Origin of the sequence: Paenarthrobacter sp. FR1 (assembly GCF_051106045.1) — a bacterium.
GTDB lineage: Bacteria > Actinomycetota > Actinomycetes > Actinomycetales > Micrococcaceae > Arthrobacter > Arthrobacter nitroguajacolicus_A.
In genome coordinates, this window is sequence record NZ_JBPFSF010000010.1 from 115,023 (window position 1) to 131,931 (window position 16,909).

Genomic DNA, 16,909 nt, shown 5'->3' on the forward strand with positions numbered 1-16,909 from the left:
CTCAAACAACCAACCGCAGCGGCCGCTGCCCCAGCTTCACCGTGATCTCCTGTCCCCACGAGGCAGTGAGCCGGTCGTCCTCCATGCCGTCGCCGAACACCACGAGCTGGTCTGATGCCACGGTGATCCGCAGCACTTCACCGGCCTCCAGCACGCCTTCAGTCAACGAAGCGCCGGTGACGGGGGAGGGCCACGCTTCCCGGACGAACCACGCGAGCCGCGGATCGGTGGGTGCCGGCAAGGCTCGCCCGCCGCGTTCCAGGGCAATCGAAGCGCACCATCCGGTTGCGCCGGTGCCGGTGGAAACGATAAGGCCCGACGACGATTGCCGCTCGGTCTGTCCGCCGGTCTGGGTGAAACTCGGCGCAGCGAGCGTGTACTTCGCCGACTGGTGCGAGGCGTGCCCCACGAAAACTTCGTTGAGCGCCGAAAGCTGCTGACCGTCGTCGAGCGTTGCCGTCACGGTGGTGAGGTCCTGCAGGCGCAGCCGCCCAACATCGCCACTGGCCAGCAGGGCTGCGGCGGCTGCCGGCGTGTGCCGGACCAGGACTCCGGGGTTTGCTCCGGGTTCGGGGTCGATGCCGATGACCGGTTGTCCGTTCAGGTACTTGGCTACGTTCGCCACTAAACCGTCCTGTCCCACCACGGCGATGATGTCCTCTGCCGTGAGAAGGAAGCGGCTGAGGTCCGCGCGTTCAACTTCCGCCTGCCGCCAGTCGGACGGCACCGCTGCCCGAATTGTTGCGAGGGCGGCGGTGAGGCAATCATGCCGGTCCTGTACGTCCTGGATACTGCGGCCGCGGGTGCTGAGGAAGAACTCTGCCTGGCCGCGGGTTGCGTGCCGGTCCAGGAGTTCCTGCAGTTCGGTCCGCCGGTGGACGAGGACGATGCGAGGGGTTGCCATGACGGGTCCTTACTTGGTGACTTCGGCGGTGGCAGCGGGTTCCTTGAGCAGTCCGGCAAGTGCTCCGCTGAGCAGGTCGGGGGTGATGGTGAGGTTACCAATGTTCGGCAGGCTGCCCGCTGCATCCTTGAGGGCCAGTGCCAGCAGGGTGGCTTGCTCCATGCCGCGGTAGACCTCCATGGTGGCGGCTTCGCGGGCTGCGGCTGCTTCGCCCACCAGGCGGATTTGGTTCGCTTCAGCGGCGGCGCCAATGCCCTTGCGTTCGGCAGATCCCTGGGCTTCGATCAGGCCTGCGGCTGCCTTCTCTTCGGCGGCACGCCGGGCATTTGCGCCCTCCTGGGCCACCAGGTTTTCGCGGCGGACCGCCAGTTCGATCTGGCTTGCCATCTCGTTCTCGGAGATAGTGCGTTCACGTTCGACGGCGACTGCCCGCCTTTCGTAAACCGCCCGGTCCGCTTCGGCTTGGAGCTGTTCGCGGACGGGTGTCTGCAAGGCCCGTTCCACGTCGGCTTCGGGCCGGACCGCCAGGACCTGCACACCGAGGATCTCGATGCCCGTGGACTGGAGCCTTGCATCGGCGCGGAGGGCATCGGTGAGCACCACCCGGAGTTGGCTGACCCCACGTTCCAGCGCTTCGGCGAGTGTGGTGGTCGCGATCTGGTCGATCGCGTGGCTCTGGCACAGCTGGCCGATGATGGTGGAAACCTGTTCGCGACCGGTGGCCGGCGCCTTTCCCGCGGTCTGCAATCCGAAGTCGAGGCGAGTGGATACGGCCACCGGATCGATAAAGCGGTAGGTCACGTTGGCCTGAACGCTGACGTCCTGGTGGTCGCGGGTGATGGCGTGGAAGAGGGTGGGCAGTTCCTGGTCGTCCACCGGAACCTCACTCAGCACCGAGTTCGCGGGGCGGAAGAAGAACGCTTGGCCCACTCCTTGGTGCCTGACCGTGCCCTTCTGCAGGTGGACGACGTAGCCCGTGGGGCTGCCGAGAAAGTGGCTGATCCAGGGGTAGCGCTTGATGATTGCCATGATGTTCTCCTTCGTTTGTTGTCGTCACCTTGACGATAACTAAACAGTAGGGCGAGTCGGGATTATTGTCAATGTGACGATAATTTCCTACGATTGATTTATGCCTGAATCCCATCCGGCGCCCCAGCGCTTCACGGTGACCGTCGACGTCGTCGCCCTCACCGTGCGCGACGGCGAACTGCGCGTACTGCTCATCACCCGCCTCATCGAGCCCTTCCGCGGCAAGCTGGCGCTACCGGGCGGCTTCGTCCTCGCAGGTGAGGACCTGCAGGAGGCGGCGGTCCGTGAACTCGCGGAAGAAACCGGCGTCGAGCATCTACCCGGGCACCTTGAGCAACTGGGCAGCTACGGACCCAAGGGCCGTGACCCCCGCGGCGACGTCCTCACCGTGGCGCACCTGCTGCTGGCGCCGGACTTCCCGGTGTTGGCTGCCGGCAGCGACGCGGAGCATGCCGCGTGGTACCCGGTGAGGGAAGTCCAAGGCGGCGCGCTGGAACTCGCCTTCGACCACCAACGGATCCTCGACGACGCCCTGGAACGTGCTAAGTCGAAGCTCGAATACTCCCCCCTGGGCGCGGCGTTCTGCGGAGAGGAATTCACCATCGCCCAACTTCGTGCCGTGTACGAGGCCGTCTGGGGCACCCGCCTGGATCCGCGCAACTTCCACCGGAAGGCGACAGGGACGCCCGGTTTCCTGGAGGACACCGGCCGTATGACAACAGGCGACGCCGGCCGTCCGGCTGCGCTTTTCCGGCTCGCCCCCGAGGCACGTCCGACGGCGGGCCACCCCACCCGCGCGGTGCTTAACCCGCCGCTGATGCGCCCCGCTGTACCAAAGTAGGTCTACCCAAGTGGGTCTACCCAAGTAGGGGGCAGACAACGCCCTTTCGAGCTCAGTAGGACGTTACCCGTCCCTCAGTTTGCCGGCGTGGGCGAGAATCGCCGCTGCTGTCGCCTCCGGCTCTGGCGTGGAGATGATCCATGTGCGGTTCGGTGTCTCCACCGTGATGGCTGGACCGCCCACCAGCAGGCCCCACGTTTTCTGCCCCAAGTACCGGATGCCGAAGCCCTCGGTCATGGAACTGGACGGGGCGGGGGAGGCGTCGACGATGTCTGCCAGCGGGATGGTCTTCGCGTGGAACGGCCGGCATCGGACCACCAGGTTTTCGGCTGATGCTTCGATTGTCACCCTCATACGCAGCACCAGCGCGGTCAGCAGCGCCATAAGAACAGCCAGGGTTGTGGTGATCAGCAGCACTCCGCTGGGAATAGCAGTCGCGATGATGAAGAAGCAGGCCACCCCCACGACGCCTGCGATGACCTTCTGAGAGTCGGGGCCGATCCGCGCCTCAGAGATTATTGTCTTCAAAGCTGGCCAACCAGCGTCTTGGTCCGGGACAGGAAACGGTCCCTCAACCCGGCGTTTGGGGCTACCGAATCAAAGACAGCGGCCAACATCACGGCTGCGTCCAGCCTGAGGAGCGGCCAGGACGCGCTCCCGACGTCGATGCTTCCGCCGCCTTGGGCGTAGCCGTCCAGGAAGGCGCTGAAGTTGATGCCGTTTTCCTCAATGATCGAGTACTCCTCAAGCCGGGCAAGCTCCAATTCGGGAGGCGCCACGAGGGCATTGCTCCAGTCGAAGATTGACGTCGGCTCACCGCGGCGGACCCTGACGTTTTGGCGTCTGAGATCCAGATGGGTGAGGCGAGGCGCGCTGGTATTGCTTTCAAGGGTTGCCAGCAGAGCTGCCGAGTCGGGCAGTACTGGAAGGACGTGGCGCTGACGGAGTTCCCCGTATCGCCCCTCCAGGCGATGTAGGAGCCGGGCTGCCAAGGGAACTCCATCCTGGGCGACCAACGTGATGTCGGGACAGGGCCGGCGATGCATGGCAGCAACTACTGAGCCGAGGGTAGCCGAACTCAGCTCCGAGCCATCGTCATCCACGACTTCCAGAATCAACACGGGAGAACCGTTCTGCTCGACCATATCCACGATGCCGGCAGTGGGGATTCCGTTGTCAGCAGCCCACCGGGCCAGGGCCATCTCCTGATCTTGAAGACTCCGGGCCGTGACGCCCCGGTTGTTGGCTGTGTTGAATTCGACGGAACGAGGAATTCGGTAGCCCTCCCGGTTCCCGCCCAAAGTTGCCTCGTAGAAGACGAACTCAGTTCCGGCTCCGGCCCATTTCACCGATCCGGCACCCCGGCGAGCCGCAAGCGCCAAGGCGATTCCCGCCGTCGTGCTTTCCGCTGGTTGGCTCAACGCGGCAGCTGCCGGTCGGCGGGGATATCGGGGGCCTTGATGTCAGCATGTTTGCTGCTGAACCTGAGTCGTAGCCATCCATCCAAGTAGATGGCAGCCGCGGCCACCAGAAGGCCCAGAAGGAGGGCCTGTAGCGGGCCCAACGTGGACAACAGAATGGAGTAGGCCCCGAATCCGCAGATGAAGATCAGAAGCCCTCGCCGGGTTTTGGCGCTCATTAGTTTCCCCCAAAATCACTACCCACGCCGTTGCCGGCATTTGGGGCGAGCCTACCCGGCGAGCGACAGAGAGCAAGTCAAACGGCGCCGCTGCTGGAAATGTAGGGGACAGCAAACGCGCTCATAAAGGCTCAAGAGGACGTTATCTGTCCCGTGGCTGGGTGATGGGTGGGTTCCGAGGCCGCGATCGCCCGGTTCAGCTGGGCCACGACATCGCCCGGTGCCCCATTGGCGTCCACCACCACGAAGTCGTCGAACTCAGGGAGCGAGCGGTAGGCGGACCGGAACGCCTCCAGATCGGCCAGCGATTCATTGTCGGTCCCACGGGCCGTGACCCGTTGGTGGGCGAGACGCGGATCGACGTCGAAGTGCACGTGGACATCGGGGCTTGGGAGTTTCTCGAGTAGCCAAGGAATCAACCAGCCCCGCTGCAACCCGCTGGCGTGGCGCAGCGCCAGTTGGCAGTGCAGGTGGCGGTCCATCACCACCAAACCGTCGAAACGCTGGGCGCGGGCGTGGTTGACCAGCACGTTGAACAGGCGAACGCCGGTCTCGATGAAGTCCGCAACGCGTGGCGGCAACCGCCCGCCGAAGCGCTCGCTGAGCAGCGACATCCGCCTCCGGGCAGCGTGGTTGCTGAGCAGCAGGGCTTTCCGGCCGTTAGTGCGTGCCGAGTCGACCAAGGCGCGGGCCGCCGTCGTTTTTCCTGAACCGTCAATTCCCGTCAGAACAATGAGCATGAGGCCTCCCCTCGTCACTGTTACAACGCAGGGTGGGCCGGGGATGTGCCGAGGTGCGGCGTGAGTCACCCCACAGGCAGTTCCAGTGACGACGCACTAAATTTCCTGACCAAAGCACTTCGCCGTAACCCAAAGGGTGCTTATCATGATGCTGTGAACGTGCTCCGCCCGGCACAGTTCGGTTTGAACCTTTTTCGGGTGGGTACGTAAAAGATATGGAGATGAATTTCTCCGATCGGTGCCCGTTGGCATGGGTGGCGCTCCATTACGGGGTGTCAGCGGACGCCTTCCTGAATAGACATCATTTATTGAAGGGATGCGTAGCTCAATGAATACACTCCTCATCATCGCCGGCGTGATCGCAATCATCTTGCTGCTTGTCGGTGGATTCAACCAAGCCCTCAGTTTCCTGCTGTGGGTAGGAATTATCTTGCTGGTGTTGGCCCTTATTGGCTGGGTTGTGGGCCGGGGCCGGTCGTCGCGCGTATGACAACTGATCCCAGCGAAGTCGCGGGCTTTGCCCAGGTTCGCGATGGAACCACCACTCCCGGGCATCCCATTCCACGGGATCCAAATGAGCCCGGCACCGGTGGCCAGGTTCCGGTGGGTGACGCAGCTTCGGAAGGTCCGGAGGATGCCGTTGACGCAGGTCCCAGCGAGTCTGCGAATCCACCCGGACCAGCAGAGGAGAAAGATGAGAAAACCGCTGATAATCGCGGTTTGACCACAGAGGCCAATCCCACCGACTGAGTGCGGACGAAGCGGCTGCGGGCCGGGAGTATCCCGGCCCGCAGCCGCTCTTCTTTGCCCTATCGCGCTTTCGTCAGTATGCTTACTAATAGCTGGGGTCTTAGCAGTCTAGCGATTGGGGCAGTGATGCGAATCGGGTCAATTATCGGTCTAATTGTCATCGTGTGGCTCGTTATTGGGGCGGTTGCCGCCGGTCAGCGAGGCTACTTCACCACTCCGCCGGCGCAGTGCTCGCAGGTGGCAACCATTGCGTTGAATATCGTGGCGGGTCCGTTGAATTACACCGGATTGGATCCTCAGGGTGGGTGTGAAATTCCGCAGCCATCGTGATTTCGCGGGAAGTCCATGCCGAACAGTAACGCCTCCCTCCGCAAATCGCTAAGATTACTGACTAATTTCGTCAGGGCATGGACATGCCACCAGAGGCACTTATAGGTTCGAAGAGTTCCATTAACACGTTCACCGTTTGGAAAGGACAGGTCACATGGACAAGCAGAATGCCACTCCCGAAGAGGAAGTAGGCGGTTACGGCACCCCTACCGCCGAGCAGGAAGCCGGCGGCGGACAGGCCCAGCCCCGCGTGGAAGAAGACCTCTCGGAGGCCGGATTGAGCCAAGACAGCCCCGACGGCGAAACTTACGCCACGGGTGCACCGAACCTTAGCCACTTGGATCCGGAGGACTCGGACAGCTCAGGCGAACCGGGAGCCGGACGCTTTGGCGGGATCGACGAGCAGTCCCACGCCGAACAGTCCCTGCAACCAGACTCCAGCGATGACCTGCCTGACGGCAGCGGCAACGACCTTCCCCAGGAAGAGTCGCCCAATGACGATGACGAAGAGAGTTTCGACGCCGGCTAGAACCTTTGGCTGGCGCGCTTAGACTGGCGCGCCACTGGTTAAGCAGCCAGCTGGCTGGCGCGCCGCCCAGCAGCAAACACATGAGCACCCGAGACACGATCGAAGGAGCAAACCCTATGGCTACTGTCAATAAATCAATCGAAGTAGACGTGCCTGTATCTGTCGCCTACAACCAGTGGACGCAGTTCGAAACCTTCCCCGAGTTCATGAACGGGGTGGAATCGGTGGAACAGATCGACGAAACCGCTCTGCACTTCTCCACCAACGTGGGCGGTGTGAAGCGAGACTTCAACGCACAGATCGTTGAGCAGATCCCGGATTCGTTGGTGAGTTGGGCGAGCGTCGATGGCCCCCGCAACGGCGGCACCGTGAGCTTTGAATCCCTGGAACAGACCAAGACCCGCGTCAATGTCGAGATCGTGTGGGAGCCCGAAAGCCTCACGGAAAAGGCAGGCTCGGCGCTCGGCGTGGATGGCATGCGGGTGGGCGCGGACCTGGACAAGTTCAAGAAGTTCATCGAGGCGCAGGGCCATGAAACCGGAGCTTGGCGCGGAACCGTGTCCGGCGGCGACGTAGACGACACGGGTGAGCCCACTCTGCCGCGCTCAATCGGGATCTAGCGCGGCACCCTAGTCTGATTCACACTGGATACAGCACCAATACATAGCTCCAACGAGGGCCGGCCACCGCAACGGGCCGGCCCTCGCGGCATTTTCCGGAGTTGGCAACCACAGAGGAGAACCGACAGTCATGGCAACGTCCAGCAATGTGGAAGCTGAGCGGAAGTTCGATGCCGAGGAGTCAACACCCATACCTGCCCTCGACACGATCGATGGAATCGGAAAAGTCGGTGAACCGGGGAGCCACAGCCTGGATGCCATCTACTTTGATACGCATCATCTGGCTCTCGCCGCCCGTGGCATTACCTTGCGTCGCCGCACTGGAGGACCCGACGCCGGCTGGCACCTCAAATTGCCCCTCGGCCCTGGTAAACGGACAGAGATCCAGGCGCCTTTGGGCACTGCAGAGACCGTCCCGGTGGAACTCATGGACCGTGTTCTGGCCTATACCCGCGGGCATGCAGTAGCGGCCATAGCCAACCTCAACACCGAACGCACCAGCTACGCACTGTACGGCAGCGGCGGGGAGCGGATAGCCGACTTTGTGGACGATCACGTCAGCGCTCACATCATTATCGGCCAGGGTCGCGAACTCCAGTGGCGGGAATGGGAAGTGGAGCTGACTGCGCAGGATGAGGCTGACGACGCGCTCTTGGACAGCCTGACCGAACAGCTTTCGGACGCGGGAGCAAAGCCCAGTCAGCGAACCTCCAAGTTGGCCACCGCACTGGGCGAATCATGGCCCGCGCCCCGGGCACCTGATCGCGGAACGGCCAGCGCCAAAGCACCGGCAGTAGTTCCCGTCCTGGACTATTTGGAAGCCCAAGTTGCCGATCTGCTTCTTCAAGATGCCCACGTGAGGCTGAATCGGGAGGATTCAGTCCATCAAATGCGCTCGCTGATCCGCCGCATCCGATCGGTGCTGCATACCTATCGCAAGCTCTTCGACGTAGAGGCCGTCCGCGGCCTTCAGCGAGAGCTGAAATCTCTGGCCAAAACCCTGGGCCGCTACCGGGACACCGAGGTCCTGCACCAACGCCTCAGGAACAGCATTGGTGAACTGCCCGAAAAGCTCGTTTTCGGTTCACTGCACGATGAACTTGACCAGCGCATGACGGTCCGGGCTGACACTGCGTTGTCTGCCGTCAAGACCCGGCTCAACAGCCCCCGGTACTTTCGCTTGCTGGATAACCTTGATGCCTTCATCAGCTCGCCGCCCGTGGCCCCGAAGGGGACAGAACCTGCACGGAAAACCACCGCAAAACTCGTCAACAAGGCAGTGAAACGGCTAGGCAAACGCCACGACGCAGCGGTGAGTGCCGCCGTCGGGCCTCAGCGCGACACGGCCTTTCACGAGGTCCGGAAGTCCGCCAAGAAACTGCGGTTCGCCGCCGCGGCCGTGGAGAGTGTTCACGGCAAGCGGGCGGCGAAGCTGGGCTACGCAGCCCACAAGGTGCAGTCCATCCTGGGCGAGCATCAGGACAGTGTGATGGCCCGCGAGGAACTGTTGAAGCTCGGCTCTGCGACGGACACCGGCAGCAGTGCTTTCACGTACGGAGTGCTCCACGCCATGGAACGCAACGCCGGCGACGCTACCGAGCAGGAGTATCTCCAAGGCGGTTCGAAGGCGCGGACGTTACGGCTCAAGAAATAAGGGTCCCGACGCCGGTACGACCGTGCGTCGGGACCCTCGCCTGTGGAGCGGCTACTTCTTGAGGAAGCCCAGCAAGGCGTTGTTGATTTCGGCGCCGTGCGTCCAGAGCAGTCCGTGCGGAGCGCCCTCGATTTCCAGGTACTCAGCGCTGGGGAGGGCGTCCTTGAAGCGGCGACCCGTGACATCGATGGGCAGGATGTTGTCGGCCGTGCCATGGACGATCAGGGCCGGAACATCGATCTTGGGGATGTCGGCGCGGAAGTCCGTGAGCCAGGTGGGCTGGGCAGCTACCGATGCAAAGGCGCCGGACTTGCTGGCGAGGTTCCAGCTGGCGTCCACGGATTCCTGGCTGAGACGTTCGGTGCCCAGAAAAGTGTCGCTGTTGTAGAAGTTCTTGAAGAAGTCGGTGAAGAAGGCGTAGCGGTCTGCTTTGACGGCGGACAGAAGCCCGTCGAACACGTCCTGCGGGACACCGTCCGGGTTGTCATCTGTCTTCAGCAGGAACGGTTCCAGGGAGCCAAGGAACACAGCCTTGGCAACGCGGGCCGAACCATACGTGCTGATGTAGCGTGCCACTTCTCCGGTGCCCATGGAGAAGCCCACCAGGACGGCGTCGTTCAGATCCAGGGTTTCCAGCACGGTCTTCAGGTCAGCGGCGAAGGTGTCGTAGTCGTAGCCCTCCGTGGGCTGGCTGGATTTGCCGAAACCACGGCGATCATAAGTGATCACGCGGTAACCGGCGTCGAGCAGGGCCGCGGTCTGCTTCTCCCAGGACGAGCCATCCAACGGGTAGCCGTGGATCAGGACCACCGCCTGGCCGCTCCCATGGTCCTCGTAGTAAAGCTCGATCTCAGTGCTGTTTTCGTTTCCGACAGTGATGTAAGCCAAAACTCAGGTCCCTTCGATGCGTTATCTACTCGAACCATTCCACCCTACTGTCCGGCTACGGCGGCGGCACGGTCCCTGTCATGTTGCTGCCGGGAAGCAGCAACGGCGTCCATATTGTCCTCTGCCCACTCCTTCATGTCGAAGATGATCGGAAGGAGGGATCGTCCACGGCGGGTGAGTTCATAGTCGGTCCGGACCGGAACGGACGCGGTGACCTCCCGCCCAATCAGGCCGTCGCGTTCCAGGGAACGCAGCGTGGACGTCAGCATCTTCTGGCTGGCTCCCGGGATCTGCCTGCGTAAATCACTGTGCCGCTGCGGCCCCTCCTCAAGGGCGAGCATCACCAGCGTCACCCATTTGCTGCTGATGGCCTCCAGCAGTTGGCGCGCCGGGCAGAGTTCCAGGGAAGCGTTGTAGCGGTGCTGTGCTTTCCGGCGGTTCTGTTCAGCAGTGAGTGTCATGCATCCATCATTGCCGGTGGCAGGCACTTAGAGGTTCCCTAGGCACAAGTAAGTGCGTTCTTACGCCGGGCGGGGCGTCCGGGCGAGGGTGGTTTTAGGGGCGCATCGCCCCCGAACCGCCTGAAAGGAATCCCATGCCCTCCATCCTCCATATCAACGCCTCACCCCGCTATTCCAACAGTGACTCGTTGCGGCTGGCCCGGCACTTCATCGACTCCGTGCAGGCCGCCGCCCCAGAGACGTTCGAACTGGAGACCGTGAACTTGTTCGACGACGGTGCGCTGCCGGCCTTCGGTCGGATCGCCGCCTCCGCGAAGATGGCCGTCTTTACCGGCCAGGACCAGACGCCCGAACAGGTTGCAGCTTGGGAATCAGCCCGTGCCGTGTTCGACCAGTTCGCCGCCGCAGACGCCTACGTCTTCAACATCCCCATGTGGAACTCCGGTGTGCCGTACGTCCTGAAGCAGTGGATCGACATCATCACCCAGCCCGGGTGGAGCTTTGGGTTCGATCCGCAACAGGGCTACCGCGGGCTGATGGAGGGCAAACATGCCCTGGCCGTCCACACCAGCGGCGTTTACGCTCCCGGCGTTCCGGCAGCTTTCGGTTCCGACTTCAGCAGCACCTACTTTGCCGACTGGTTGAACTTTGTTGGCATTGAAGATGCAACGCATGTCCGCTTCGCGCCCACCGTCCTCAACGGTGATGTGGACGGCACTCGGCAGTTTGCCGAAACGGAGCTGAGTGACGCGGCACTGCTGTTTACGGGGAAGCTTAGTGCTACAGGAAAGCAGCAGTTGGTGACCGACTAAAACACCCGCAATTCTCTAGTTGCCCGCAGCAACCAGACGTAAACTGGCCTTCGGTTCACACGGTGTCTGCTTGGAGTTCCCATGCTGTGGAAGGTTCTTGTTCGGTTCCTGCGGCCGCATCAGCGGCTGCTGATCGCCGTCGTCGTTTTCCAGCTGGCGCAGTCCATCGCTTCGCTGTACCTGCCGACGCTCAATGCCGACATCATCGATCACGGCGTCGCCACCGGGGATACGGACTACATCCTGCGCATGGGCGGGCTCATGCTGCTGATCACCCTGCTGCAGATCGCGTGCGCAGTGGTGGCCGTGTACTTCGGCGCCAAAGCCGCAATGGGGATGGGCCGGGACGTGCGCGACGCCATTTTCAGCAGGGTGGGCGAGTTTTCGGAGCAGGAAGTCACCAGGTTCGGGGCACCGTCGCTGATCACCCGTTCCACCAACGACGTCCAACAGGTGCAGCAGCTGGTCCTCATGTCCTGCACGCTGATGGTCGCGGCGCCCATGCTCAGTATTGGTGGCGTGATCATGGCCGTGCGGCAGGATGCACAGTTGTCCTGGCTGATCGCGGTCTGCGTGCCGGTGCTGCTGGTGGCCGTGGGGCTGATCGTGACGCGGATGGTGCCGCTGTTCCGGAAGATGCAGGTCCGCATCGACGCCGTGAACCGCGTCCTCCGCGAACAACTCACCGGTATCCGCGTGGTGCGGGCGTTCGTCCGGGAGGACATGGAAGCCACCCGGTTCGGTAAAGCGAACGACGACGTCACTGACGTCGCGCTAAGGGCAGGGCGTCTGATGGCGCTCATGTTCCCTGTGGTCATGTTGGTGATGAACGTTTCCAGCGTGGCGGTCATCTGGTTCGGATCCTTCAGGATCGAGGACGGCTCCATGCAGGTGGGCACACTGATCGCCTTCCTGAGCTACCTGATGCAGATCCTCATGTCCGTCATGATGGCAACGTTCATGGCCGTGATGATCCCCCGCGCGTCCGTCTCTGCCGACCGAATCGGCGAGGTGCTGGACACCGACTCAAGCGTGCAGCCGCCGTCGAACCCTGTCACAGGCGGGATCCGCCGTGGCGAGTTGGAGATGCGCGACGTCGGATTCGCCTACCCGGGTGCGGAGCAGCCGGTCCTGAGCGGCGTCACGTTCACCGCGAAGGCCGGGCAAACCACCGCGATCATTGGCAGTACCGGCGCCGGCAAAACCACGCTGGTGAACCTGATGCCCAGACTGTTCGACGCCACCAGCGGGTCCGTGCGGATGGACGGTGTGGACGTCCGCGACCTGCACCCCGACCTGTTGTGGGGGCACATTGGCTTGGTGCCGCAGCGGCCGTACCTGTTCTCCGGCACGGTTCGCAGCAACCTTCAATACGGCAAACCCGACGCCACTGAGGACGAACTGTGGCAAGCGCTCCGCGTGGCCCAGGCGGATGATTTTGTGCGGGAGATGGAGGGCGGCCTGGACGCCGTGATCTCCCAAGGGGGCACCAACGTTTCGGGCGGGCAGCGGCAGAGGCTCGCCATTGCGCGGGCGCTGGTGAAGCAGCCGGAACTCTACATCTTCGACGATTCCTTCTCCTCACTGGATACCGCCACTGACGCCCGGCTCCGGCAAGCCCTCAAGCGCCACACCAACGGCGCCACCTTGGTGATCATCGCCCAGCGTGTGTCCAGCATCGCCGACGCAGACCGGATCCTGGTGCTCGACGACGGCAGGATCGTTGGGCAGGGAACGCACCATGAGCTGTTGGAGACTTCCGAAACGTATCGGGAGATTGTGTCCTCCCAGCTCGCGGCTGAGGAAGCAGCATGAGCGCCGTATCAGCCGGTCCGCGTGGACCCCAGCGGCCGGCGATGGGACCTGGCCGGGGTGGGCCGTTCGCGGGGATGAACATCCCGGCGGAGAAGGCGTCCAACTTTGGTGCCTCTGCCCGCAGGTTGTTGGGAACGCTTCGGCCGGAACGGTTCTGGCTGACCCTGGTGCTGGTGTTTGCCGTGGTCAGTGTGGCTTTGTCCGTGATTGGGCCCAGGCTCCTGGGGGAGGGCACCAACCTGATCTTCGCCGGCGTCGTCTCCAAACAACTGCCCGCAGGGGTTTCCAAAGCCGACGTGATCGCAGGCCTGCGCGCCTCCGGCGACGACAGCAAAGCGGACATGCTGGGCGCCATGACCCTGACACCCGGCGTCGGAATCGACTTCGGTGCGCTGTCCTCCGTCCTCCTGTGGGCGCTGGCCCTGTATGTCCTGGCCTCAGCGTTCGGTTGGATGCAGGCGTACGTGCTCAACGGCGTCGTGCAGCGGACCGTCTACCGGCTGCGCCATCGGATCGAAGCGAAAATCCATCGGCTGCCCCTGCGCTATTTCGACTCCATCCAGCGCGGTGAGCTGCTCAGCCGGGTGACGAACGACGTCGACAACATCTCCCAAAGCCTCCAGCAGTCCATCAGCCAGGTGGTGTCGTCCCTGCTGACGGTACTGGGTGTGCTGGTGATGATGTTCCTGCTCTCGCCGCTCCTTGCCTTGATCGCCCTGGTGACCATCCCGTTGACGCTGGGGACCACGCTGCTGATCGCCAAGCGCTCGCAGAAGCTGTTCGTGGCGCAATGGAAGAACACCGGCGAACTCAACGGCCAAATCGAGGAAACCTACACCGGGCACGCGCTGGTGAAGGTCTTTGGACGGCAAAATGAGGTGCAGGAGAAGTTCCGCGCGAAGAACTCGGAGTTGTACCAGGCGAGCTTCGGTGCGCAGTTCGTGAGCGGCTTGATCATGCCCGCCATGACGTTCATCGGGAACCTGGTCTACGTGGGAATCGCCGTGGTGGGCGGTTTGCAGGTGGCCTCCGGTTCCATGCAGCTTGGTGATGTCCAGGCCTTCATCCAGTACTCGCGGCAATTCACCATGCCGCTGGCGCAGCTCGGGTCCATGGCCAACATGCTGCAATCCGGCGTAGCGTCGGCCGAGCGTGTGTTTGATTTGCTGGACGAGGAGGAAGAATCGGAGGAGCCCGCTGCTTCTGCTTCCGGCCCTTCACGCGGGCGGCTCGTGTTCGAGAATGTGTCGTTCCGGTACACGCCGGACAAGCCGCTGATTACGGACCTCAGTTTGGTCGCGGAGCCCGGGCAAAGCATTGCGATCGTTGGGCCCACAGGTGCGGGCAAGACCACCCTGGTGAACCTGATGATGCGCTTCTACGAGTTGGATTCCGGGCGCATCACGCTGGACGGCGTGGACATCGCCTCACTTTCGCGGCAGGAACTGCGCTCGCGGATGGGGATGGTCCTTCAGGACACATGGCTGTTCGGCGGGACCATCCGCGACAACATCGCGTACGGTCGGCCCACTGCTTCCGAGGAAGAAATCATTGAAGCGGCGCAGGCGACCTACGTGGACCGTTTTGTTCGCTCGCTCCCGGAGGGCTACGACACCCTGCTGGATGACGAAGGCGGAAACGTCTCAGCCGGTGAGAAGCAGCTGCTGACCATTGCCCGGGCTTTCCTGTCCCGGCCATCGGTGCTGATCCTGGACGAAGCGACCAGCTCCGTGGACACCCGCACCGAGGTGTTGGTGCAGAAAGCCATGAACGCCCTGCGATCCGACAGGACCAGCTTTGTGATTGCCCACAGGCTCTCCACTATCCGGGACGCGGACCTCATCCTGGTGATGGAGGCCGGGCAGATCGTGGAGCAGGGAACCCACTTGGAGCTGCTGGCAGTCGGCGGGGCGTACTCCCGGCTGTACGAGGCCCAATTCGCGGCGCCGGCGGCGGAAGAAGTTTGAGCTTTCCGGTTGCGGGGCATGTGGCTTCCTGACCCTCTTTGGACTGCGTAGGCCCTCCCATCAACCTGAGCGGGTTGAATTTGAATTCCCCCGCGTACTAAAAGGGTCAGAATCTATTGCTCGCCTGGAAATGTCGGCGCCGTATGTAAGATCCGCAGATCTGAGAGCTTTTGTCGAGTGGATGACAACCCATGAACGGGAATGCGCCGAGCAAGTCCAGGATTGGATGATTCGCTCACTGCCGGTGCCAACAGCTCTGCTGAGGCAACTTTGGGTGGATGAGAGCTGGCGCGGTTGGCTGTTGGACGTGGTGGTAGTGCCCTGCACAGCGGATGGCTCGCTGGTTGCCGGGGAGCAAGGCGGGTTCCTTCGAGATGTGTCCGGGCGGGACGACATGCTCGGGCGGAGGATACTGCCAGCACGCCAAAGTGTTGATCATCTGCCCACATGGCTCGCCTCAGCAGAGAGGCTGGGCAATGAGCGGGAAGCGGATACCACCTTGCTCAAAGGTGCCAGTCTGGCTCAAGCAGAGATCCCGCGTGGACCACTGTGGAGATTCGTCATTGAGCAGAGCCGGGACGCACAGGACGACGGGTTGTTCGCGGACGAGGCCGGTGCTGCGACGTGGCTCCACTCGAACCGTGACGTCGTCGTCGCTGAGGCAACCCGACGACTGGATGCATTCCAAGCCGCGGTGGAAATGAAACACGGCAGGCGGTCCGCTCCCTGACCCTCCGTGAGTTTGGACGCAGCGGGACTAAGGCAACCTTGATGGCCGCAGCACGTTGGCGTCTCCGGCCTTTGCAGGGTCAAGCGGCACAGGGCTGAGCAACACCGCCGGTCCGCGATGCAGCACGCCGCCGGCGATCACCTGGCACCTGACACCGCCACGCCCACGCATCGCCTTGTGTGCCCCCGGAGCGAGCATTTCATCCATCCAGGCGCAGGGGTGAGCGGGCCGGCCGGCCTTCAGCCTGACGGAGTCGTCCCCGGATTCCAGGGTGAACTCGTGCCCGAGCAGGGGAGCCAACTCAACACCCCTCAGCACAACGTTTCGGCGCGTCAGGAGCGGATCAAACGGGCCGGCTCCCAGCTCGGCGGCGATGGATTCCAGGGCTTCCACCGCGAACAAGGTCACGGCGGCATCCATGTGCGCCGCCTTGCCGAAGAACCTGTCGCCGACAATTCCCTTGCCAGCCACCAACTCGGCCTGATCGGCATCTGTGGTGGGCACGTCGGCCGCCCCTTCCCGGGCACGGCCAAAGTAGGCATGTGCCGGTGACACCAAAAGGTGCAGCACCTCGACGTCGTACCTGTAGTCAGCGGTCATCACTCAACGCTAGCTCCAGCTGGCAAAGAGCGCACCGTCCTCAGCGCCCGAGACCCTTCATCGTGGTGAGCAAGGTGTCGTGAATGTACACGAGTTCCGGGGTGGTTTCTGGGGTCCAACCGGTATCCTCCTCAGTGTTCATTTCGCCCCAGTCAGTGCCGCTGTTATCCCACTCAGGCGCTTCCCCGCTGTGCTGATAGATCCACCACAGATTGCTCCATGGGTCCACGAGGCGCGAAAGGCGATCGCCGAAGAATTCGGTTGGAGTAGTCACCACGGTGGCCCCGAGGCCCTGTGCAGTTGCCAGCGTCGCGTCAATGTCATGCACATACACCTGCAAGAGGCTGGGAGTGAATGGCCAGTCCGGTTTCCTGGCCGCCACCATCACTGTGGAGTCGCCTACCTTGAGTTCGGAATGAAGGATTAGGCCGTCGTCGTCGAGCGTGTGAGCTTCGGGGACTTCATGGGCACCGAAGACAGTGGTGAGGAAGGAGATCATTCCGGGTGCATCCTCAGTGATGATGAAGGAGTTGACGGTGTTGTAGCCGCCCGGGGCTTTGGGAGTGCTCATGATAACGGCCCTTCGAAGTCGGTGGTTGT

General features: G+C 62.7%; 20 protein-coding genes. 10 read left to right on the plus strand and 10 right to left on the minus strand.

Annotated elements, in window-relative coordinates; all coding sequences use genetic code 11:
• Nucleotide 1: 1 nt before the first annotated feature.
• On the minus strand, nt 2–904 hold the full coding sequence (locus ACR30Z_RS18215; protein WP_434374031.1) for a hypothetical protein: 903 nt from the start codon (nt 902–904) through the stop codon (nt 2–4).
• A gap of 9 nt (nt 905–913) precedes the next feature.
• Entirely contained in the window at nt 914–1,933 is a 1,020-nt protein-coding gene (locus ACR30Z_RS18220; RefSeq protein WP_434374033.1) for an SPFH domain-containing protein, read from the minus strand.
• Between the two features lie 100 nt (nt 1,934–2,033).
• On the opposite strand from ACR30Z_RS18220, the gene ACR30Z_RS18225 reads away from it, so the two are divergent.
• Nucleotides 2,034–2,774 (plus strand): NUDIX hydrolase, encoded by a 741-nt coding sequence (locus tag ACR30Z_RS18225; protein WP_434374035.1) that lies wholly within the window; start codon nt 2,034–2,036, stop codon nt 2,772–2,774.
• 63 nt (nt 2,775–2,837) lie between these two features.
• Here the strand turns inward: ACR30Z_RS18225 and ACR30Z_RS18230 are convergent, their stop codons facing one another.
• From ACR30Z_RS18230 to ACR30Z_RS18245, 4 genes are all read right to left on the minus strand, one after another.
• Nucleotides 2,838–3,302: a hypothetical protein gene (locus tag ACR30Z_RS18230; RefSeq protein WP_434374037.1), complete on the minus strand. Its 465-nt coding sequence runs from the start codon at nt 3,300–3,302 to the stop codon at nt 2,838–2,840.
• The gene (locus tag ACR30Z_RS18235) at nt 3,299–4,195 is read right to left on the minus strand and encodes a phosphotransferase family protein (RefSeq protein WP_434374039.1); all 897 of its coding nucleotides are present in this window, start codon (nt 4,193–4,195) and stop codon (nt 3,299–3,301) included. The genes ACR30Z_RS18230 and ACR30Z_RS18235 overlap by 4 nt, the downstream gene beginning before the upstream one ends.
• Nucleotides 4,192–4,413, minus strand: coding sequence for a hypothetical protein (locus tag ACR30Z_RS18240; RefSeq protein WP_434374041.1), 222 nt, complete (start codon nt 4,411–4,413; stop codon nt 4,192–4,194). Before ACR30Z_RS18240 ends, ACR30Z_RS18235 begins: the two co-directional genes overlap by 4 nt.
• A gap of 131 nt (nt 4,414–4,544) precedes the next feature.
• Complete coding sequence (locus ACR30Z_RS18245; RefSeq protein ID WP_434374043.1) at nt 4,545–5,153, minus strand: dTMP kinase; 609 nt, start codon at nt 5,151–5,153, stop codon at nt 4,545–4,547.
• A 328-nt stretch (nt 5,154–5,481) separates the two neighbouring features.
• Here ACR30Z_RS18245 and ACR30Z_RS18250 point away from each other — a divergent pair, with 328 nt between their 5' ends.
• The 5 genes from ACR30Z_RS18250 (at nt 5,482) to ACR30Z_RS18270 (ending at nt 9,036) form a co-directional block, all read left to right on the plus strand.
• Nucleotides 5,482–5,643 (plus strand): hypothetical protein, encoded by a 162-nt coding sequence (locus tag ACR30Z_RS18250; RefSeq protein WP_167510445.1) that lies wholly within the window; start codon nt 5,482–5,484, stop codon nt 5,641–5,643.
• Entirely contained in the window at nt 5,640–5,903 is a 264-nt protein-coding gene (locus ACR30Z_RS18255) for a hypothetical protein (protein ID WP_144649427.1), read from the plus strand. Before ACR30Z_RS18250 ends, ACR30Z_RS18255 begins: the two co-directional genes overlap by 4 nt.
• A 484-nt stretch (nt 5,904–6,387) precedes the next feature.
• Nucleotides 6,388–6,762: a hypothetical protein gene (locus ACR30Z_RS18260; protein ID WP_167510446.1), complete on the plus strand. Its 375-nt coding sequence runs from the start codon at nt 6,388–6,390 to the stop codon at nt 6,760–6,762.
• Between the two features lie 116 nt (nt 6,763–6,878).
• Entirely contained in the window at nt 6,879–7,382 is a 504-nt protein-coding gene (locus tag ACR30Z_RS18265; protein ID WP_434374046.1) for an SRPBCC family protein, read from the plus strand.
• A gap of 130 nt (nt 7,383–7,512) precedes the next feature.
• Nucleotides 7,513–9,036, plus strand: coding sequence for a CHAD domain-containing protein (locus ACR30Z_RS18270; protein ID WP_434374047.1), 1,524 nt, complete (start codon nt 7,513–7,515; stop codon nt 9,034–9,036).
• A 51-nt stretch (nt 9,037–9,087) separates the two neighbouring features.
• On the opposite strand, the gene ACR30Z_RS18275 is transcribed toward ACR30Z_RS18270, so the two are convergent.
• Both ACR30Z_RS18275 and ACR30Z_RS18280 read right to left on the minus strand, forming a co-directional pair.
• Nucleotides 9,088–9,924, minus strand: coding sequence for an alpha/beta fold hydrolase (locus ACR30Z_RS18275; protein WP_434374049.1), 837 nt, complete (start codon nt 9,922–9,924; stop codon nt 9,088–9,090).
• A 44-nt stretch (nt 9,925–9,968) separates the two neighbouring features.
• Nucleotides 9,969–10,385 (minus strand): winged helix-turn-helix transcriptional regulator, encoded by a 417-nt coding sequence (locus tag ACR30Z_RS18280; protein WP_144649437.1) that lies wholly within the window; start codon nt 10,383–10,385, stop codon nt 9,969–9,971.
• A 134-nt stretch (nt 10,386–10,519) separates the two neighbouring features.
• Between ACR30Z_RS18280 and ACR30Z_RS18285 the strand changes: the two genes are divergently transcribed.
• From ACR30Z_RS18285 to ACR30Z_RS18300, 4 genes are all read left to right on the plus strand, one after another.
• The gene (locus ACR30Z_RS18285) at nt 10,520–11,197 is read left to right on the plus strand and encodes an FMN-dependent NADH-azoreductase (RefSeq protein WP_434374052.1); all 678 of its coding nucleotides are present in this window, start codon (nt 10,520–10,522) and stop codon (nt 11,195–11,197) included.
• Nucleotides 11,198–11,278: 81 nt separating this feature from the next.
• The gene (locus tag ACR30Z_RS18290; RefSeq protein ID WP_434374054.1) at nt 11,279–13,012 is read left to right on the plus strand and encodes an ABC transporter ATP-binding protein; all 1,734 of its coding nucleotides are present in this window, start codon (nt 11,279–11,281) and stop codon (nt 13,010–13,012) included.
• Nucleotides 13,009–14,979, plus strand: a complete 1,971-nt coding sequence (locus ACR30Z_RS18295) for an ABC transporter ATP-binding protein (RefSeq protein ID WP_434374056.1) — start codon at nt 13,009–13,011, stop codon at nt 14,977–14,979. Before ACR30Z_RS18290 ends, ACR30Z_RS18295 begins: the two co-directional genes overlap by 4 nt.
• Before the next feature lie 181 nt (nt 14,980–15,160).
• Entirely contained in the window at nt 15,161–15,709 is a 549-nt protein-coding gene (locus tag ACR30Z_RS18300) for a hypothetical protein (RefSeq protein ID WP_434374058.1), read from the plus strand.
• 27 nt (nt 15,710–15,736) lie between these two features.
• On the opposite strand, the gene ACR30Z_RS18305 is transcribed toward ACR30Z_RS18300, so the two are convergent.
• Together ACR30Z_RS18305 and ACR30Z_RS18310 are read right to left on the minus strand one after the other, a co-directional pair.
• Nucleotides 15,737–16,309: an MOSC domain-containing protein gene (locus tag ACR30Z_RS18305; protein WP_434374060.1), complete on the minus strand. Its 573-nt coding sequence runs from the start codon at nt 16,307–16,309 to the stop codon at nt 15,737–15,739.
• Nucleotides 16,310–16,349: 40 nt separating this feature from the next.
• Nucleotides 16,350–16,880 carry a VOC family protein gene (locus tag ACR30Z_RS18310; protein WP_434374062.1) on the minus strand — a complete coding sequence of 177 codons (531 nt, stop codon included), beginning with the start codon at nt 16,878–16,880 and terminating at the stop codon, nt 16,350–16,352.
• Nucleotides 16,881–16,909 lie beyond the last annotated feature (29 nt).

Bases quoted from the DNA above. Each gene is read 5' to 3' on its own strand.
- ACR30Z_RS18215 (WP_434374031.1), bottom strand. From the start codon at position 904: ATGGCAACCCCTCGCATCGTCCTCGTCCACCGGCGGACCGAACTGCAG.
- ACR30Z_RS18220 (WP_434374033.1), bottom strand. From the start codon at position 1,933: ATGGCAATCATCAAGCGCTACCCCTGGATCAGCCACTTTCTCGGCAGC.
- ACR30Z_RS18225 (WP_434374035.1), top strand. From the start codon at position 2,034: ATGCCTGAATCCCATCCGGCGCCCCAGCGCTTCACGGTGACCGTCGAC.
- ACR30Z_RS18240 (WP_434374041.1), bottom strand. From the start codon at position 4,413: ATGAGCGCCAAAACCCGGCGAGGGCTTCTGATCTTCATCTGCGGATTC.
- ACR30Z_RS18245 (WP_434374043.1), bottom strand. From the start codon at position 5,153: ATGCTCATTGTTCTGACGGGAATTGACGGTTCAGGAAAAACGACGGCG.
- ACR30Z_RS18250 (WP_167510445.1), top strand. From the start codon at position 5,482: ATGAATACACTCCTCATCATCGCCGGCGTGATCGCAATCATCTTGCTG.
- ACR30Z_RS18255 (WP_144649427.1), top strand. From the start codon at position 5,640: ATGACAACTGATCCCAGCGAAGTCGCGGGCTTTGCCCAGGTTCGCGAT.
- ACR30Z_RS18260 (WP_167510446.1), top strand. From the start codon at position 6,388: ATGGACAAGCAGAATGCCACTCCCGAAGAGGAAGTAGGCGGTTACGGC.
- ACR30Z_RS18265 (WP_434374046.1), top strand. From the start codon at position 6,879: ATGGCTACTGTCAATAAATCAATCGAAGTAGACGTGCCTGTATCTGTC.
- ACR30Z_RS18270 (WP_434374047.1), top strand. From the start codon at position 7,513: ATGGCAACGTCCAGCAATGTGGAAGCTGAGCGGAAGTTCGATGCCGAG.
- ACR30Z_RS18280 (WP_144649437.1), bottom strand. From the start codon at position 10,385: ATGACACTCACTGCTGAACAGAACCGCCGGAAAGCACAGCACCGCTAC.
- ACR30Z_RS18285 (WP_434374052.1), top strand. From the start codon at position 10,520: ATGCCCTCCATCCTCCATATCAACGCCTCACCCCGCTATTCCAACAGT.
- ACR30Z_RS18290 (WP_434374054.1), top strand. From the start codon at position 11,279: ATGCTGTGGAAGGTTCTTGTTCGGTTCCTGCGGCCGCATCAGCGGCTG.
- ACR30Z_RS18295 (WP_434374056.1), top strand. From the start codon at position 13,009: ATGAGCGCCGTATCAGCCGGTCCGCGTGGACCCCAGCGGCCGGCGATG.
- ACR30Z_RS18300 (WP_434374058.1), top strand. From the start codon at position 15,161: ATGACAACCCATGAACGGGAATGCGCCGAGCAAGTCCAGGATTGGATG.
- ACR30Z_RS18305 (WP_434374060.1), bottom strand. From the start codon at position 16,309: ATGACCGCTGACTACAGGTACGACGTCGAGGTGCTGCACCTTTTGGTG.
- ACR30Z_RS18310 (WP_434374062.1), bottom strand. From the start codon at position 16,880: ATGAGCACTCCCAAAGCCCCGGGCGGCTACAACACCGTCAACTCCTTC.